General features: G+C 54.1%; 11 protein-coding genes. 3 read left to right on the forward strand and 8 right to left on the reverse strand.

Translation table 11 applies throughout. The features are described 5' to 3' along the window. Positions 1 to 163: 163 nt before the first annotated feature. The 3 genes from focA (at position 164) to pflA (ending at position 4,298) form a co-directional block, all read left to right on the forward strand. Positions 164 to 1,021 (forward strand): formate transporter FocA, encoded by an 858-nt coding sequence (gene focA, locus DAI21_RS19215; protein WP_123429160.1) that lies wholly within the window; start codon positions 164 to 166, stop codon positions 1,019 to 1,021. 49 nt (positions 1,022 to 1,070) lie between these two features. After that, positions 1,071 to 3,353 carry a formate C-acetyltransferase gene (pflB, locus tag DAI21_RS19220; RefSeq protein ID WP_100777005.1) on the forward strand — a complete coding sequence of 761 codons (2,283 nt, stop codon included), beginning with the start codon at positions 1,071 to 1,073 and terminating at the stop codon, positions 3,351 to 3,353. Positions 3,354 to 3,557: 204 nt separating this feature from the next. After that, positions 3,558 to 4,298 carry a pyruvate formate lyase 1-activating protein gene (gene pflA, locus DAI21_RS19225; RefSeq protein WP_100777006.1) on the forward strand — a complete coding sequence of 247 codons (741 nt, stop codon included), beginning with the start codon at positions 3,558 to 3,560 and terminating at the stop codon, positions 4,296 to 4,298. Positions 4,299 to 4,349: 51 nt separating this feature from the next. Here pflA and DAI21_RS19230 read toward each other — a convergent pair whose 3' ends face one another. From DAI21_RS19230 to ftsK, 8 genes are all read right to left on the reverse strand, one after another. Further along, entirely contained in the window at positions 4,350 to 5,498 is a 1,149-nt protein-coding gene (locus tag DAI21_RS19230; RefSeq protein WP_102105147.1) for an MFS transporter, read from the reverse strand. Positions 5,499 to 5,770: 272 nt separating this feature from the next. Further along, the gene (locus DAI21_RS19235; protein ID WP_102105148.1) at positions 5,771 to 6,634 is read right to left on the reverse strand and encodes a dimethyl sulfoxide reductase anchor subunit family protein; all 864 of its coding nucleotides are present in this window, start codon (positions 6,632 to 6,634) and stop codon (positions 5,771 to 5,773) included. Between the two features lies 1 nt (position 6,635). Further along, positions 6,636 to 7,253, reverse strand: coding sequence for a DMSO/selenate family reductase complex B subunit (locus tag DAI21_RS19240; protein WP_107703941.1), 618 nt, complete (start codon positions 7,251 to 7,253; stop codon positions 6,636 to 6,638). A 10-nt stretch (positions 7,254 to 7,263) separates the two neighbouring features. Then, the gene (gene dmsA / locus DAI21_RS19245; RefSeq protein WP_107703942.1) at positions 7,264 to 9,708 is read right to left on the reverse strand and encodes a dimethylsulfoxide reductase subunit A; all 2,445 of its coding nucleotides are present in this window, start codon (positions 9,706 to 9,708) and stop codon (positions 7,264 to 7,266) included. Between the two features lie 209 nt (positions 9,709 to 9,917). After that, on the reverse strand, positions 9,918 to 11,210 hold the full coding sequence (serS, locus tag DAI21_RS19250; RefSeq protein WP_100777011.1) for a serine--tRNA ligase: 1,293 nt from the start codon (positions 11,208 to 11,210) through the stop codon (positions 9,918 to 9,920). Between the two features lie 91 nt (positions 11,211 to 11,301). Then, positions 11,302 to 12,645 (reverse strand): replication-associated recombination protein RarA, encoded by a 1,344-nt coding sequence (gene rarA / locus DAI21_RS19255; protein WP_100777012.1) that lies wholly within the window; start codon positions 12,643 to 12,645, stop codon positions 11,302 to 11,304. A gap of 9 nt (positions 12,646 to 12,654) precedes the next feature. Next, positions 12,655 to 13,269 (reverse strand): outer membrane lipoprotein chaperone LolA, encoded by a 615-nt coding sequence (gene lolA, locus DAI21_RS19260; protein ID WP_100777013.1) that lies wholly within the window; start codon positions 13,267 to 13,269, stop codon positions 12,655 to 12,657. Between the two features lie 127 nt (positions 13,270 to 13,396). Then, positions 13,397 to 17,230: a DNA translocase FtsK gene (ftsK, locus tag DAI21_RS19265; RefSeq protein ID WP_107703943.1), complete on the reverse strand. Its 3,834-nt coding sequence runs from the start codon at positions 17,228 to 17,230 to the stop codon at positions 13,397 to 13,399. Positions 17,231 to 17,240: the final 10 nt, after the last annotated feature.

Here is a 17,240-nt window from a genome sequence, read left to right on the forward strand (position 1 = left end):
TAAAATTTATTTTTATACGGATAATCAAAAACTTACTCCGCATTTGTTGCAAAACCATGCGCTTTGCGGGCCTATAAGCCAGGCGAGATATGATCTATATCAATTTCTCTTCTATAATGCTTTGTTAGTATCTCGTCGCCGACTTAATAAAGAGAGAGTTAGTGTGAAAGCTGACAACCCTTTTGATCTATTACTCCCAGCTGCGATGGCCAAAGTTGCCGAAGAAGCGGGTGTCTATAAAGCAACGAAACACCCGATGACGACGTTCTATCTGGCGATTACCGCTGGTGTGTTCATCTCCATCGCCTTCGTCTTCTACATCACTGCGACAACCGGTACTGCTGCGATGCCTTTCGGTATTGCGAAACTGATTGGCGGTATCTGTTTCTCACTGGGCTTGATTCTGTGCGTCATTTGCGGCGCCGACCTCTTTACCTCAACGGTGCTTATCGTGGTGGCAAAAGCGAGCGGAAGAATCACCTGGGGTCAGCTGGCGCGCAACTGGATTAATGTCTACGTTGGCAACCTGATTGGCTGTTTGCTCTTTGTACTGCTTATGTGGTTATCCGGCGAGTATATGACCGCCAACGGTGGCTGGGGACTCAACGTCCTGCAAACCGCTGACCATAAAATGCATCACACCTTTATCGAAGCCGTCGCTCTCGGCATCCTCGCAAACCTGATGGTCTGCCTGGCAGTCTGGATGAGCTACTCTGGCCGCAGCCTGATGGACAAAGCCATGATTATGGTTCTGCCGGTTGCGATGTTCGTTGCCAGCGGCTTTGAGCACAGTATCGCAAACATGTTTATGATCCCGATGGGTATCGTAATCCGCAACTTTGCGAGCCCGGAGTTCTGGACTGCAGTTGGTTCAACCCCGGAAAGTTTCTCTCACCTGACTATTATGAACTTCATCACAGATAACCTGATCCCTGTCACTATTGGGAACATTATCGGTGGGGGTCTGCTGGTTGGGTTGACATACTGGGTCATTTACCTGCGTGGCGACAATCATCATTGATGGTTTCTCAGGCAGTAAAGAAAAATCCACTTAAGAAGGTAGGTATCACATGTCCGAGCTTAATGAAAAGTTAGCCACAGCCTGGGAAGGTTTTGCGAAAGGTGACTGGCAGAAAGAAGTCAACGTACGTGACTTCATTCAGAAAAACTATACCCCGTATGAAGGTGACGAATCCTTCCTGGCTGGTGCTACTGACGCAACAACCAAGCTGTGGGACAATGTTATGGAAGGCGTCAAACTGGAAAACCGCACTCACGCGCCAGTTGATTTCGATACTTCCGTTGCCTCTACCATCACTTCTCACGACGCTGGCTACATCAACAAAGCCCTTGAGAAAATCGTTGGTCTGCAGACTGAAAAACCACTGAAACGTGCGATTATCCCGTTCGGTGGCATCAAAATGGTTGAAGGTTCCTGCAAAGCGTACAATCGCGAGCTGGACCCAATGCTGAAGAAAATCTTCACCGACTACCGCAAAACTCACAACCAGGGCGTGTTTGACGTTTATACCAAAGACATCCTGAACTGCCGTAAATCCGGTGTTCTGACTGGTCTGCCAGATGCGTATGGCCGTGGCCGTATCATCGGTGACTACCGTCGCGTTGCACTGTACGGTATCGACTTCCTGCTGAAAGACAAATACGCACAGTTCCTGTCACTGCAATCTGACCTGGAAAACGGCGTAAACCTGGAAGCGACTATCCGTCTGCGTGAAGAGATCTCTGAACAGCACCGTGCGCTGGGTCAGATCAAAGAAATGGCTGCTAAATATGGCTGCGATATCTCTGGTCCTGCTACCAACGCTCAGGAAGCTATCCAGTGGACTTACTTCGGCTACCTGGCTGCTGTTAAGTCTCAGAACGGCGCAGCAATGTCCTTCGGTCGCGTATCCACCTTCCTGGATGCTTACATCGAACGTGACATCAAAGCAGGCAAAATCACCGAGCAAGACGCACAGGAAATGATTGACCACCTGGTCATGAAACTGCGTATGGTTCGCTTCCTGCGTACCCCAGAATATGATGAGCTGTTCTCCGGTGACCCAATCTGGGCAACTGAATCTATCGGTGGTATGGGCGTTGATGGCCGTACTCTGGTAACCAAAAACAGCTTCCGTTTCCTGAACACCCTGTACACCATGGGTCCGTCTCCGGAACCGAACATCACTGTTCTGTGGTCAGAAAAACTGCCTCTGAACTTCAAGAAATTCGCTGCTAAAGTCTCCATCGATACCTCTTCTCTGCAATACGAGAACGATGATCTGATGCGTCCTGACTTCAACAACGATGACTACGCTATCGCTTGCTGCGTAAGCCCAATGGTTGTTGGTAAGCAAATGCAGTTCTTCGGTGCTCGTGCTAACCTCGCGAAAACCATGCTGTATGCAATCAACGGCGGCGTTGATGAAAAACTGAAAATCCAGGTTGGTCCTAAATCTGAACCAATCAAAGGCGACGTTCTGAACTTCGACGAAGTGATGGACCGTATGGATCACTTCATGGACTGGCTGGCTAAGCAATATGTCACCGCCCTGAACATCATCCACTACATGCACGACAAGTACAGCTACGAAGCTTCTCTGATGGCTCTGCACGACCGTGACGTGGTTCGCACCATGGCATGTGGTATCGCAGGTCTGTCCGTTGCAGCTGACTCCCTGTCTGCTATCAAATATGCGAAAGTTAAACCAATTCGTGACGAAGATGGTCTGGCGACTGACTTCGAAATCGAAGGCGAATACCCGCAGTTTGGTAACAACGACTCTCGTGTCGATGACATGGCCGTTGACCTGGTTGAACGTTTCATGAAGAAAATTCAGAAACTGACTACCTACCGCAACGCTATCCCGACTCAGTCTGTTCTGACCATCACTTCTAACGTTGTGTACGGTAAGAAAACCGGTAACACCCCAGACGGTCGTCGCGCTGGCGCTCCATTCGGTCCAGGTGCTAACCCAATGCACGGTCGTGACCAGAAAGGTGCAGTTGCCTCTCTGACTTCCGTTGCTAAACTGCCGTTTGCTTACGCGAAAGATGGTATTTCTTATACCTTCTCCATCGTTCCAAATGCGCTGGGTAAAGACGACGAAGTGCGTAAAACCAACCTGGCAGGTCTGATGGACGGTTACTTCCATCACGAATCTTCCATCGAAGGTGGTCAGCACTTGAACGTGAACGTGATGAACCGTGAAATGCTGCTCGACGCGATGGAAAACCCGGAAAAATATCCGCAGCTGACCATTCGTGTATCTGGCTACGCAGTACGTTTTAACTCCCTGACTAAAGAACAGCAGCAGGACGTTATTACCCGTACTTTCACTCAATCCATCTAACTGGAATTGACTGAAATCACGCAGTAAAAAGCGTACAATAAAGGCTCCACGTCAGTGGGGCCTTTTTAACGCCCTCTCCACACCAGTCTCTTTTGTCCGCTATCTATATACTTAATGGATAACAGCCAAAACAGACTCGACATAGCCGATGAGCTATGCACATAAACAGGTCCCGGACGGACCGAATCTGGAGATATCACCGCAATGTCAACTATTGGTCGCATTCACTCCTTTGAATCCTGTGGCACCGTCGACGGCCCAGGCATCCGCTTTATTACCTTCTTCCAGGGCTGCCTGATGCGCTGCCTGTACTGCCACAACCGCGACACCTGGGACACCCACGGCGGCAAAGAGATCACCGTTGAAGAGTTGATGAAAGAAGTGGTCACCTATCGCCACTTTATGAATGCATCCGGTGGTGGCGTGACGGCCTCAGGTGGCGAAGCAATCCTGCAGGCTGAATTCGTTCGCGACTGGTTCCGTGCCTGCCGCAAAGAAGGTATTCACACTTGCCTGGACACTAACGGTTTTGTCCGTCGCTACGATCCGGTGATTGATGAACTGCTTGAAGTGACCGATCTGGTGATGCTCGATCTGAAACAGATGAACGATGAGATCCACCAGAATCTGGTTGGGGTTTCGAACCACCGTACTCTGGAATTTGCCAAATACATTGCCGATAAAGGGATCAAAACCTGGATTCGCTATGTGGTGGTTCCGGGCTGGTCAGATGATGATGACTCCGCGCATCGCCTCGGCGAATTTACCCGCGACATGGGCAATGTCGAGAAAATCGAGCTGCTGCCCTATCACGAGCTGGGCAAACACAAGTGGGTGGCGATGGGTGAAGAATACAAACTCGACGGCGTTAAACCACCTAAGAAAGAGACGATGGAACGCGTCAAAGGCATTCTCGAACAGTATGGTCACAAAGTGATGTACTAAAAGAGGTCTGAATGACAAAAGCCCGGGCAATATGCACCGGGCTTTTTTGTATCAGGCATGCGCCACTGGCGTCGGATGCTCCCCTGCTTTTCGCAGCAGCATCAGGAGATAGATAAACGACACGCTGGCGATCATGATAAACAGCAGATTATCGGAATAGCTCTGCATCAGCATGGACGTAAACGTCGGCCCCAGCAGGCTGCCGATGGTATAGCTCAGAAGCAGTGCCTGATTCATCGCCACCAGCTGGTGATGCTCGACTTTTTCACAGGCCCAGGCCATCGCTACCGGATAGAGCGTAAAGCCCGCAGCCCCCAGTATAAACAGCGCCGGGGCCATCGCCGCATTGCTCAACATAGCCAGACAGCCCATGATCACCACGAAAACCTGCACGCGCAGCACCAGCAGACGACCAAATTTATCAGCCAGTTTACCGATAGGCCATTGCCCTACGATGCCCGCGCTGACCATCACAGCCATCCAGAAACCAATACCGGAATCACTTACACCTTTATGATTCAGGTAGAGCGGCATCAGGCCGTACAGCGAGCCGAGTACAATCCCGGAGATAATACAGCCGTTGATACCCAGGCGTGCATGACGCAATCTGAGCATCGGCCAGACTTGCGTCGCTTCCTGATGTTCGCTGCCCTGGTTCACAATTCGGGTAAAGAGCAGAGGCAGAATCGCCGCCAGCACCATACCGGTTACCCACGGCAGGACGCTCATCAAATCGGTAGGCAGTTTGCTGATCATCAACTGACCCAGCACCGTCCCCACGTAATAGACCATCATGTACGCCGCCAGTAAGCGGCCACGATTGCGGGATGTCCCACTGCACATCAGTGCGCTTTCCACCACCACCCAGATCATCGCGCAGCCGACGCCAGCGATAAAACGGAAGCTCATCCAACTCCAGAATCCGACCATCACGCCCAGACCAACGCAACCGGCCGCAAAGATCAGCGAGGCCAGGTAATAACTGCGGTTGAACCCGAAGCGTTTGATCAGTTTACCGGTCAGCAAAGTACCCAGCAGATTACCGGTAAAATAGGATGAGCTGACCATACCCACCTGCCATGTCGGAAGGTTTTCATGGGCGAGCCAAAGCGGGACGAGCGTATTTAATACCGCTATCGCCAGGGTCAACAAAAGCAGGCCACAGAGCAAGAGCAGCACTGGGCGGGTGTAGGTGGTCATGGATTTTAACCGTGAGGAAGTAAAGATTCGAGCGCATCATGCCACCGGCAAAAACAAAGTCAATCCATGCAGTTAGCGGCCTCGCACGATTTGTTCGCTGTCGATTTAAAAAATTCATCCTCCGTGCGCAGCCAATACAATACGTAATAATTATCTGATTGTTTTTATTAATCTCTGAGGCAAATTAACGGCCGCGCTCAGTTGAAAAATTTCATGATAGAAAATAAAAAAGCCGGAGCAATTGCCCCGGCTCGATATAACCAAACGATCGTTTAACTGGCGACAGCCATACCTACCGTCATATGCAGACCGTAGAACACACCGCGACCAATCAGCTCCCCTGCCAGTACCAGCACGAAGGCCAGAGACAGCAGCGGAACGGCCGGTTGATATCCTTTCACCTGCGGGATTACCCAGCAGGCCAGAGCCGCAACCAGCAGTGCGATACGCCAGGCCATCAGCGAACCGTAATCCGGTACCAGCGCCGACGCTTGCTGAATAGAGCTATGGATAGCCGCCAGCTCAGCGCCCTGCATCAGCGCAACCATTGCACTGATCACCAGCGCCAGCAGTGATACCGCCGGCAGAAGGCGCATTGCCCAGCCATCGACACCCGCCACGCGCAGCAGCAGGAAGCCCAGCAGCGGACCACCAATAAACATGGTCAGGAAGAAGCTCATTGGTGTCCAGACGCTGTACCAGGTAGGAACGGTATCGATGGTGTTATAGACGCGTACCATCATCCAGACAAAGACGACCCCAAGCACCATGGTCACGATCAGCCACACACCGCGCAGCCCTGACGGTAACTTCTTCAGTGCTGCCAGCAGCCAGCCAAGACCACCGACAGCAAAGAAGATCGCCCCACTCGCAATTTCATTACTGAGCGAAGAGGCGCCGATACGATTCAGGGAGTTAAATGCGCGCAGCGGCGAGCCGAGGTGGAGCGTGGAGGCGATAAAGCCAATCCCCATCAGAACCCACAGGCCGAACATACCCAGTATCAGACGCTGTTGCTGTTCAGCGCGTAAATCACCTTTAAGCAATGCCAGAGCGAGGACAATAAACCCGCCCACCACGCACTGTCCGAAGACGGTGAAAATCATCAACGGCCATTCATGCCATCCACTTCCCATCTCACACCTCCTTCGGATTGGCCAGGTAGCCGGTGGTATCACCCGTCGGACGGCTATTGGCATTTGGTTTAATAACGATACTTGGCTTCGTGAAGTGCGCAGACGGCAGCGGCGCGACAGCGGCAAGCTGACCGTGTTTCTGACGCAGCTCTTCAATCGGGCCAAAGTCCAGCGCGCGCAGCGGGCAGGACTCCACGCAGACTGGCTTTTTACCGTCTGCGACGCGGCTGTGGCAGCCGTCGCATTTGGTCATGTGGCCTTTCGCAGCGTTGTACTGCGGCGCGCCGTACGGGCAGGCCATATGGCAGTAGCGGCAGCCGATGCAGACATCTTCGTCCACCACCACAAAACCGTCGTCACGCTTGTGCATCGCGCCGCTTGGGCACACTTTGGTACACGCGGGATCTTCGCAGTGGTTACAGGCGATCGACAGATAGTAGGCAAACACGTTCTGATTCCAGACGCCGTTGTCCTCCTGCCAGTCGCCGCCTGCGTATTCGTAGATACGGCGGAAGCTGACATCAGGAGTTAAGTCTTTGTAATCTTTACACGCCAGCTCGCAGGTTTTGCAACCGGTGCAACGACTGGAATCAATGAAAAATCCATACTGGGTAGTCATCGGTTACTCCTTATACCTTTTCAACCTGAACGAGGTTCGTGTGGGACGGATTGCCTTTCGCCAGAGGCGACGGGCGCTGCGAGGTCAGCACGTTAATGCTGCCTGCCTGGTCGATGCGATTGGCATCCGGGTTGTACCAGGCCCCTTCCCCCAGCGCGACCACACCTGGCATCATACGTGGCGTCACTTTCGCCTCGATATGCACCTCACCGCGATCGTTAAAGATACGAATGCGATCGCCATTGGCAATGCCACGTTTCTGCGCATCCATCGGGTTCATCCACATCTCCTGGCGGCACGACGCTTTCAGCACATCGACGTTGCCATAGGTAGAGTGAACGCGCGATTTATAGTGGAAACCGGTGAGCTGCAGTGGGTATTTGGCGGTGAGCGGATCGTTATAGTTCTCAAAACCAGGGGTATAGATCGGCAATGGATCGATGACATCCCCTTCTGGCAGCTCCCAGCTGGCGGCAATTTTTGCCAGTGCTTCAGAGTAAATCTCGATTTTGCCAGACGGCGTAGTCAGTGGATTCGCCTGCGGATCTTCACGGAACGCTTTATAGGCCACATGATGCCCTTGCGGATCGCGCTGCTTGAACATCCCTTGCTTACGGAAGGTGTCAAAATCAGGCAGTTCAGGCATCGCCTTGCGGGAGAGTTCATACAGATGACGCATCCACCCTTCCTGAGTGCGGCCTTCCGTGAACTGCTGCTCAACGCCGAGACGTTTAGCCAGTTCCGTGGTCATCTCGTAGATGGTTTTGCATTCAAAGCGCGGTTTGATTGCCTGGTCGGCAAAGATGACGTACGACATGTTGCCGCAGGAGGCATCCAGCGCGAAGTCCATCTGCTCAGAGGCGGTGCAGTCCGGCAGCAGGATATCGGCATATTTCGCTGACGAGGTCATATGGCAGTCGATCACCACAATCATCTCGCATTTTTTGTCATCCTGAAGGATGTCATGCGTGCGGTTGATGTCTGAATGCTGATTGATAATGCAGTTACCGGCATAGTTCCAGATCATCTTGATCGGCACATCCAGTTTATCTTTGCCGCGCACCCCGTCACGCAGGGCCGTCATTTCCGGGCCGCGTTCAATCGCATCGGTCCACATAAACATGGAGATACTGGTCTGCACCGGGTTTTCCAGCGTTGGCATGCGTTCGAATGGCAAAGAATAAGAGCCTTCACGCGCGCCGGAGTTACCGCCGTGGATGCCGACGTTGCCCGTTAAAATTGAGAGCATCGAAATCGCGCGAGTGGCAATTTCACCGTTCGCATGACGCTGCGGACCCCATCCCTGGCTGATATAGGCTGGTTTCGCCGAGCCAATTTCACGCGCCAGTTGCACAATACGCTCAACGGGAATGCCTGTGATGGTGGATGCCCATTGCGGCGTTTTCGCCACGCCATCGCTGCCCTCTCCAAGGATATACGCCTTGTAATGACCGTTAGCCGGGGCGCTGGCCGGCAAGGTTTTCTCGTCATACCCGACACAGTATTTGTCGAGGAATGGCTGATCGACGAGATTCTCTGTGATCATCACCCACGCCAGCGCATTCACCAGCGCCGCATCGGTACCGGGGCGAATCGGGATCCATTCATCTTCACGACCGGCGCCGGTATCCGTATAGCGCGGATCGACGATGATCATCCGAGCATTAGATTTGGCGCGCGCCTGCTCGAGGTAATAGGTCACCCCACCGCCGCTCATACGCGTTTCACCCGGATTGTTGCCGAACAGAACCACCAGTTTGCTGTTTTCGATATCGGACGGGCTGTTGCCGTCGGCCCAGCCGCCGTAGGTGTAATTCAGCCCTTCGGCGATCTGTGCAGAGGAGTAATCACCATAGTGATTGAGATAACCACCGCAGCAGTTCATCAGACGGGCAATCAGCGTTTTTCCCGGTGGCCAGGAGCGAGTCAGGGTGCCACCGAGCGTGCCGGTACCGTAGTTCAGATAGATGGATTCGTTGCCGTGCTCTTTGATCAGTCGCTGCATATTCCCGGCGATGGTATCAAAAGCCTCTTCCCAGCTGATGCGCTCAAACTTGCCTTCACCGCGTTTGCCCACGCGTTTCATGGGATATTTGAGGCGATCCGGATTGTAAACACGACGACGCATCGAGCGACCACGCAGGCAGGCACGAACCTGATGTAACCCTTCGTAGTTATCATCCCCGGTGTTGTCGGTTTCGACATATTTGATTTCGCCATCGACAACGTGCATCCGCAGCGGGCAACGGCTGCCACAGTTGACGGTACAGGCGCTCCAGACCACTTTATCCGGGGCACTCAGCGGCGCGATAGCTTCAGCCGCGGTTGCCATCCGTGAAAAAGGGAGAGTGAACGCGCTGCTGGCAACGGCCAGGCCACCAATCGCCGTCGTTTTGACTAACCCGCGACGACTCACCTCGGCAGCCAGAAGAGCATCAGGCGCTTTGATTTTCATAGAAACTCACTTTGGTTGCTCACAAATAAATAAAGGTGCGGCACACGCCGCTATATAGTTTTTTATATAAAGATTTGATTCGTTATTAGATTTTTATGCTAATAATGAGTGAGATGAGTATTACTACTTTAGGAGGATAAGTTATTGTCTGGAGTCAAAACGCAGGCATAAAAAAAGCGCCATCAGGCGCTTTTTTGTTTTAGGGCAAATCAACCGATGTACTGCTGGCCTTTCATGTACGGGCGCAGCACTTCAGGGATCTCAATACGGCCGTCTGCCTGCTGGTAGTTTTCCAGCACCGCAACCAGCGTACGGCCCACAGCCAGACCAGAACCGTTCAGGGTATGAACCAGACGGGTTTTCTTGTCAGATTTGCTGCGGCAACGCGCCTGCATGCGACGTGCCTGGAAATCCCAGACGTTAGAGCAGGAGGAGATTTCGCGGTAGGTGTTCTGCGCAGGGACCCAAACTTCCAGGTCGTAGGTTTTACAGGCACCAAAGCCCATATCACCCGAGCACAGCGCCATACGACGGTACGGCAGACCCAGCAGTTCAAGCACTTTCTCTGCATGGCCGGTCATCTCTTCCAGCGCATCCATCGACTCTTCCGGGCGAACGATCTGAACCATCTCGACTTTGTCGAACTGGTGCATACGAATCAGACCACGGGTATCACGACCGTAGGAACCCGCTTCAGAACGGAAGCACGGAGAGTGTGCAGTCAGTTTGATTGGCAGATCGTCTTCGTCGATGATTTCATCGCGAACAAGGTTGGTCAGCGGCACTTCAGCCGTTGGGATCAACGCATAGTTGCTGCTGTCTGCTTCTTCGTCCAGCGGACGAGTGTGGAACAGATCGCCTGCAAATTTCGGCAACTGGCCAGTACCGTACAGCGTATCGTGGTTAACCAGATACGGAACGTAGGTTTCACTGTAACCATGCTGCTCGGTATGCAGATCCAGCATGAACTGCGCCAGCGCACGGTGCAGATGCGCGATCTGGCCTTTCATCACCACAAAGCGAGAACCGGTCAGTTTCACCGCAGCGGCAAAATCCAGACCCGCGTGCATTTCACCGAGGGTGACATGATCGCGCACATCGAAGTCGAATTCACGCGGGGTACCCCAGCGTTTCACTTCAACGTTGTCATTTTCGTCTTTGCCGACAGGAACGCTATCGTCAGGAATGTTCGGGATCGCCAGAGCGATATCACGAATTTCGGTCTGAAGAACATCCAGTTCAGCTTTCGCCTGATCCAGCTCTTCACCCAGTTTGTTCACTTCCAGACGCAATGGCTCAATGTCTTCCCCGCGTGCTTTCGCCTGGCCGATGGATTTCGATCGAGAGTTACGCTCAGCCTGCAGATTTTCAGTTTGTACCTGCAGAACTTTACGACGCTCTTCAAGAGCGCGCAGCTTATCTACATCCAGCTTAAAGCCCCGGCGTGCCAGTTTTTCAGCGACTGCGTCTGGCTCGTTACGCAGCAGATTGGGATCGAGCATGCTTATCCTGTGCTTATCGAATTAAAAGAGGAAAAGTGACCACAGCCTGCGGTCACAGGGATACATTGCCAACATTACCGCAACGATCGCGCTAACGGTAGCGTTTTATAGGGCTATTTTGATCCTGTCCGGTAAGCCAGGCGAGCTTTTCGCCAATCTTGCCTTCAAGACCTCTGTTAGTCGGGCGATAATAGCGCGTTTGTGCCATTTCCTGCGGGAAATATTCCTCCCCGGCGGCATAGGCGTTCGGCTCATCGTGGGCATAGCGATATTCCTGGCCGTAACCCATCTCTTTCATGAGTTTGGTCGGCGCATTACGCAGATGCACTGGCACATCATAGTCAGGGCGATCGCGAGCATCGGACATCGCTGCTTTAAACGCGGTGTAGACAGCATTACTTTTCGGCGCACAGGCCAGATAGACAATCGCCTGGGCGATGGCGCGCTCGCCTTCCGCCGGGCCTACGCGGGTAAAACAGTCCCAGGCAGAAATCGCCACCTGCATGGCGCGCGGATCGGCATTACCGACATCTTCGGATGCAATCGCCAGACAGCGGCGCGCGACGTAGAGCGGATCGCCACCGGCGGTAATAATGCGTGCATACCAGTAGAGCGCAGCATCTGGCGCACTGCCTCGTACGGATTTGTGTAACGCCGAAATGAGATCGTAAAAACGATCGCCTTTGTTGTCGAAACGCGCGCTGCGCTCTCCGGCAATTTCGGTCAGTAACTCCGCCTTCAGCACCCGCTTACCGGATGCGTCCAGCTCGGCCATATCGGCCATCATTTCCAGCGTGTTTAATGCCCGGCGCGCATCGCCATTGACCAGTTCGGCAATCGCACGACGGGTATCATCCGGCAGAACGATATCCTGACCGCCGTAGCCGCGCGATTTATCTTCCATCGCCTGAGTCAGTACCTGCTCGATATCGTCCGTGGTGAGCGATTTCAGCAGGTAGACGCGCGCACGCGACAGCAGCGCCGAGTTGAGTTCAAAGGAGGGGTTTTCGGTGGTCGCACCGATAAAAAAGATCGTGCCATCTTCAATGTGCGGCAGAAATGCATCCTGCTGGCTCTTATTGAAACGATGGACTTCATCGACAAACAGGATCGTACGACGACCGGCATTGCGGTTTTGACGGGCGCGCTCAATGGCTTCGCGGATCTCTTTCACGCCTGACGTGACGGCAGAAAGGCGCTCAACGTCCGCATCTGCATAGCGAGCAATCACTTCGGCCAGGGTAGTTTTACCCGTACCGGGTGGCCCCCAGAGGATCATCGAGTGCAGATGCCCGGCTTCGATAGCGCGCGGCAACGGTTTCCCGGAAGCCAGCAGGTGCTGCTGGCCAATGTACTGCGCTAAATTTTCTGGCCGCATACGCGCGGCCAGAGGTTGAAACGCATTGTCAGAAAAATCGAGCGACAGGTTGCCCACTCACGCCTCTTACTTATTGCGTTGATCGTCCACCGTTACGCCCTGCGGCGGGGTAAAGGTGAATTTCGATGCGTCAATAGCGCCATTTTGCTGAGACTTGAGCTGGTAGCTACTGCGCTGCTCATCCTGCTCAACGGCGCTGAATTGATTGATAGTCCCGTTGCTGCTCACATTAATGGTGAACTGCTTGAGGTTGCCGTTATTGCCTTTCGGCGTCAGTACAAAATCATCGCCATTCTGTTTAATGTTGTACTGCTGCCAGTCGCTGGTCTGATTACGGGCGATGAGCATGAACGGTGTATTGCTGGTCGCGTCTTTCAGCAACGTTGCCGTCGCCTGCTCAACAAACGGATTGTAGAACCACAGGGTTTTGCCATCGGAAACCAGAATACTTTCATCCGGTTGCGTCATGTGCCAGTTGAACAGATTAGGACGTTTCACCCAGAGATCGCCCTGACCTTCCTGCACCGCATTACCGCTACCATCCGTCACTTTCTGTGTGAAGCTGGCATGGAAGCTGCTGACTTTATCCAGGCGGCTTTTAAGGTCGCTTGCGGCATCAGCCCAGACGCTGCTGGCAACAAAGCTGGTCAGTAGTGCTCCGACGATTGCGATTTTTTTCATTATTAATCCTTAAATTCGTCATCCCCGAATGGGGTTCTGTCCTCTATTCTGGACCTGCCCGCAGGCAGGCGACAGAAGAAAATGCTTAATTTTTGCTGATTTACCCATCTTTGCAATCGGCGACAGATTACTCGAACGGCGGTGGTGCCAGCACTTCGCGGTTACCGTTGTGCCCCTGCTCGCTCACAATGCCCTGCGCTTCCATCTGTTCGATGATGCGTGCGGCACGGTTGTAGCCAATGCGGAACTGACGCTGTACGCCCGAGATCGAGGCTTTACGTTTTTCAGTCACAAAGTTAACTGCCTGGTCGAATAACGGGTCCAACTCTTCCGCACCATCAAAACCGCCACCGCCGCTCTCGCTTTCACTTTCAGAGGTGATGCCGTCAATGTACTGAGGACGACCGCGCGCTTTCCAGTCCTGGACCACGGCGTGGACTTCCTGGTCGCGCACGAAAGCACCGTGAACACGCACTGGCGTCGTGGAGTTAGGGCCGGAAAAGAGCATATCACCCATGCCAAGCAGCGATTCTGCACCGGCCTGATCGAGGATAGTACGGGAGTCGATTTTGCTCGAAACGGTGAAGGCGATACGCGTTGGAATGTTCGCTTTAATCAGACCGGTGATGACATCAACGGATGGACGCTGCGTCGCGAGCACCAGGTGAATACCTGCCGCACGGGCTTTCTGCGCCAGTCGGGCTATCAGCTCTTCCACTTTCTTGCCCACGGTCATCATCAGGTCGGCGAATTCATCCACCAGCACCACAATATACGGCAGTTTTTCCAGAACCGGATGCTGGGCATCCATGCTGTCGCCCGGCTTCCAGTATGGGTCCGGGATCGGACGCCCCATGCGCGCAGCTTCAGCAATTTTATCGTTATAACCGGCAAGATTACGCACGCCCAGAGCCGACATCAGCTTGTAGCGGCGTTCCATCTCATTGACGCTCCAGCGCAGTGCGTTGGCGGCATCTTTCATATCGGTCACAACTTCGGTGAGCAGATGCGGAATGCCTTCATAGACAGACAGTTCCAGCATTTTCGGGTCGATCATTATGAAACGCACATCTTCCGGCTGCGCTTTGTACAGCATGCTCAGGATCATGGCGTTTACACCCACGGATTTACCGGAACCCGTGGTCCCTGCAACCAGCAGATGCGGCATTTTCGCCAGATCGGCCACCACAGGCTCGCCCGCGATATCTTTGCCCAGCACCACGGTGAGTGGCGACGGATTATCGCGGAACTTGGCGTTATCCAGCACTTCGCGCAGATAAACGGTATGGCGTTTCTTGTTCGGCAGTTCCAGGCCCACGTATGGTTTGCCTGGAATGACTTCAACCACACGCACAGCCACGGTTGACAGGGAGCGTGCCAGATCGCGTGACAGGTTAGAAATACGTGCCGCTTTAACACCAGGTGCCAGGTTTAACTCGAAGCGCGTAATAACCGGGCCTGGCGAGTAGTTCACAACATCCGCTTTGATACGGAAATCGGCCAGACGTGTTTCAACCAGACGCGCCATTTGCTCCAGCGCGAAGGTATCCACCGGCTCAACTTCCGTCGGCGGAGAGGTTAAGAGATCCAGCGACGGCAGCGGCGTAGTCGGTCGTTGCACAGGACGGCTGTCACCATTACGCATCAGCAGCGGGTGAATCAGGCTCTCCTGCGGCTGTGCGACAGGTTGCTGCGGTTGCGCATATTGCGGTGGTGCAGCAACGGGCTGCTGCGGTTGCGCGTATTGCGGTGGCACAGCAACGGGCTGCTGCGGCTGCGCGTATTGCGGTGGTGCAGCAACGGGCTGCTGCGGCTGCGCGTATTGCGGTGGTGCAGCAACGGGCTGCTGCGGTTGCGCATACTGCTGTGGAGCGGCAGGTTGTGGAACGTGCGCAGGCTGAGCAGGCGCATAGTGCTGGCGCGGCGGTTCAGCTTCCGGCATAACACTCGGCGTAAACAGCGGTTCACTCGGCGTGTCATCCACCAGATCTTTCATTGGTGAGAATTCAAAATCTGACAGAGAGAAAGGATTCGCATTGGCTGGCTGTTCGCCAGAGTAACGCTGCTCCTGCGAGGCGGCAAACTGACGAGCCAGCTCCGCTTCGGCGGCATCATCTTCGTCGTTCTGAACACCCGGCTGATACTCTTCGCCGTAGCGCTGATGTTGCTGAGCAGCAAACTGGCGGGCCAGTTCGTCCTGCTGCATTTCGTCGGCATCATCCATGTCATCAGGATCGCGCGCTTTTTCCTCCGCCATACGCTGGGAAGGCAGTTTAATCCCGTAGGACGCCAGCTCGCGACGGGTCGGAACGCGCACACGATTTGGACGTGGCAACTGCGGACCGATACCCTCTTTAACCTGAGGACGCGGCGCGCCACCCGTTGCCAGACTGAACACTGGCGCGGCGGCCGCAGCTGTCGCTGCCGCAGAGGCAGTCGCTTGCTTAATACCAGCCGCAACAGGTGCCACGGATGCGGTCGGGTCGAGATCGGGTGTACCAAAGGACGCAGGCGACGCAGAAGGCGTGACAACAGGCTCACTCACTGGCTCCGGCACAGGCTGATACCAGGCCGCAAGCTGCTCGCGTTCACGGGCACGCTTCTCTTCCACTTCTTCAAAATAGTACATCGGTGGACGGGCCGGTTTGACCTCTTCCACTTCAACCTGCGGCTCGACGACGGGCTCAGGCGTGTATTCCTGGTAAGTCTGAACCTGAGGCTCAGCATACTGCTGATAAGTTTCTGGTTCGTAAATCGGCTCCGGCTGATACGGCTGCTGCCACTGTTCTTGCGGTTGCATCTCTTGCGGCTGAACGGGCACGTAGCTTTCTGGCTCAGGGGCAATGGTGGGTTCTGGCGTGTGAACGCCTGGCGCCGTTTGCCAGTCGACTACAGGCTGCTGCATTGCAGGCTCGGGTGTCTGCACCGGCGCAGCAGGCATGACAGCTTCGACAGGTGCGGCATAGGCTTGCGCAGCCGTCGTCGCAACAGCCGCAGCGGCAACAGGTGCCGTAACGGAATGACCGTTTAACAGCGGATCGTATTCATCGAAATCACCCGGCGTCGCCCGATTGCCGGAGAACAGCACGTCATCCGGATCGGCAGCAACACCGCCCGCGCTGTAGGAGATCTGCTCATCATCATCCATGCGCTTGCCGGAGAAGAGTGCAGCGTCCGTTTTACGCGCCACAGGATTGGTGAATTTGTCAGCGATGCGTTTACGACGCGCCAGCGCACCACGCATAATGCGCGTACGGCGAGATTCAGTACGATTAGCGGATGACGTCTCTTCTTCATAGTCGTCATCTTCGTATTCTTCTTCATCCACCCAGGTGTCATCACGACGGGTGCGATTACTGGCGAAAGTCAGAATATTGAGGATAAAGCCGCCAAGTTTCTCGGCGATGCTCACCCACGACCAGCCGGTAAAGAGGGTAAGCCCGGCAGCCCAAATACAGAGCAGCGTAATGGTGCCACCACTGCTGTGAAGCATAGGCTTGAGCGCCGTGCTCAGCAGGCTGCCAATCACGCCACCGGAGGCGAAATACCAGATATCATCGGCGTTAATCGCGGCCAGCCCACAGGACGTGAGGATGAGCGCCAGCGCGCCAATCAACCGCAGCGAAACGGCAAAATAGTCGATGTACTCTTCGTTCTGACGATGACGCCAGGCAAACCAGCACCCGCCGACAATAATGATCGGAATGGTATAGGCCATCACGCCAAACACGAAGAACAGCGTGTCCGCCAGCCATGCGCCAGGCACCCCGCCCAAATTATGGATCGGTTCATGCCATGCCGTTTGTGACCAGCTGGGATCGGAAGGATTGAAACTGAGTAAGGCGGCCATCAACCAGACGGCAAAAAGGGCAACAAGAATCAGTAACGCCTCAAGGAGTCGGCGCCCGCTGCTTAACTTCGTTAACGTGACTTCTTTGTCTTCAGTATATTCCTGGCTCAAAAAAGGCTCT

Origin of the sequence: Lelliottia sp. WB101 (genome assembly GCF_003051885.1) — a bacterium.
Taxonomy (GTDB): Bacteria; Pseudomonadota; Gammaproteobacteria; order Enterobacterales; family Enterobacteriaceae; genus Enterobacter; species Enterobacter nimipressuralis.

What these genes read in the sequence shown, in the direction of transcription:
- pflB (WP_100777005.1), top strand. Translation starts at nt 1,071, where the DNA reads ATGTCCGAGCTTAATGAAAAGTTAGCCACAGCCTGGGAAGGTTTTGCG.
- pflA (WP_100777006.1), top strand. Translation starts at nt 3,558, where the DNA reads ATGTCAACTATTGGTCGCATTCACTCCTTTGAATCCTGTGGCACCGTC.
- DAI21_RS19230 (WP_102105147.1), bottom strand. Translation starts at nt 5,498, where the DNA reads ATGACCACCTACACCCGCCCAGTGCTGCTCTTGCTCTGTGGCCTGCTT.
- DAI21_RS19235 (WP_102105148.1), bottom strand. Translation starts at nt 6,634, where the DNA reads ATGGGAAGTGGATGGCATGAATGGCCGTTGATGATTTTCACCGTCTTC.
- DAI21_RS19240 (WP_107703941.1), bottom strand. Translation starts at nt 7,253, where the DNA reads ATGACTACCCAGTATGGATTTTTCATTGATTCCAGTCGTTGCACCGGT.
- dmsA (WP_107703942.1), bottom strand. Translation starts at nt 9,708, where the DNA reads ATGAAAATCAAAGCGCCTGATGCTCTTCTGGCTGCCGAGGTGAGTCGT.
- serS (WP_100777011.1), bottom strand. Translation starts at nt 11,210, where the DNA reads ATGCTCGATCCCAATCTGCTGCGTAACGAGCCAGACGCAGTCGCTGAA.
- lolA (WP_100777013.1), bottom strand. Translation starts at nt 13,269, where the DNA reads ATGAAAAAAATCGCAATCGTCGGAGCACTACTGACCAGCTTTGTTGCC.